Consider the following 1,236-nt stretch of genomic DNA (forward strand, 5'->3'; position numbering starts at 1 on the left):
AACTTTTTTGGGCAATCAGTCAATTAAGGCTAAGGCGACGTACCGGTTGACGTCGGCGACATTTAAAGTCGACGCACCACAATCAGGGAATTTGAATGTACCAATTCTGATGTACGGCAATGAACGGGTGATGCTAGATGGCCATCGTGTGACGGCCAAGCAAACGAAACGGGGTTCGATTGGCGTGCACGTGACAGCGGGTGAACATCGTTTGACAGTCAGCTACACAACACCGAAGTGGATTTACCAAGTTTGGTTGTTATCTGCAATTGGTTGGGTGATTCTATTTGTGACTAGTTGGCACAGACGGAAGGCTAAATAAACATTAAAAAGACACCTTTCGCATCGTCGTGAGGTGTCTTTTTCGGTATACTGATTTGTAAGCAATAATTTAAAAGGAGCCGTGTGACATGGCAGATCAACCTGTAACCCCGGTCAAGAAGCGTAGCCGGCGGTTTTACTATATGGATATTCTGAATATCATTGCGACGATTGCAGTGATGTGGTTGCACACCTCAGAATTTGCCTTTCAATATACGCCGGGCTCACCCCGCTGGGTGCTGAGTTTGGTGATTCAAATTGCCTTTATTTGGGCGGTACCGATTTTCTTTATGATTTCGGGCGCCAACTTATTTAATTATCGCGATCGGTACGACACAAAAACATTCTTTAAGAAGCGCTGGGCGAAGGTGCTAATTCCATTTATCTTTTGGACGTTCGTCTGGTATGCTTGGAATCATTTTGTCGGTCACAATCCTGATTGGTCGTTAATTGGCTTTTGGAATGGGTTAGAATATGACACGATTCAACCTATCTTTTGGTTTTTCTATTTCATCATTCCAATTTATTTGGCCGTGCCATTTTTATCATTGATTGCGACAAAGGCAAATCAAAAAGTGGTTGAATATATCATCGCCTTATATGTCATTGGGGTCGGTGTGATTAACTACGCCTACACACTTTTCCACCGGGCACCAGATCAGTTGGTGAACAACATTCCGATGGTCTTGTCGACTGGCATTGGCATTTTCTTTGTTGGCTGGTATCTCCATAACTTCGATATCTCGAAGCGCATGCGTCATTTGCTGTACGGCGCAAGCGTTTTGGGGTTCGTCATTATGTTTAGTTTGACGATTATTTTCTCAGCCTGGCGCCATGAGACTGTGCGCGATGCTTATAGTATTTTCACCATCGGCGGCTTTTTGATGCCGTTGGGGGTCTGGGCTTGGGCAAAAA

The 1,236-nt window shown here is 44.7% G+C and carries 2 protein-coding genes; both read left to right on the forward strand.

The annotated features are described in order from the left end of the window. The coding region (locus WEIDD23_RS00750) for a hypothetical protein (protein WP_197458756.1) at positions 1-322 on the forward strand (322 nt) is incomplete at its 5' end. Positions 323-410: 88 nt separating this feature from the next. Then, positions 411-1,236: acyltransferase (locus WEIDD23_RS00755; RefSeq protein ID WP_062358667.1), on the forward strand; the 826-nt coding region annotated here is incomplete at its 3' end.

The sequence above is a fragment of the Weissella sp. DD23 genome (genome assembly GCF_001579105.1).
Lineage (GTDB): Bacteria > Bacillota > Bacilli > Lactobacillales > Lactobacillaceae > Weissella > Weissella cibaria.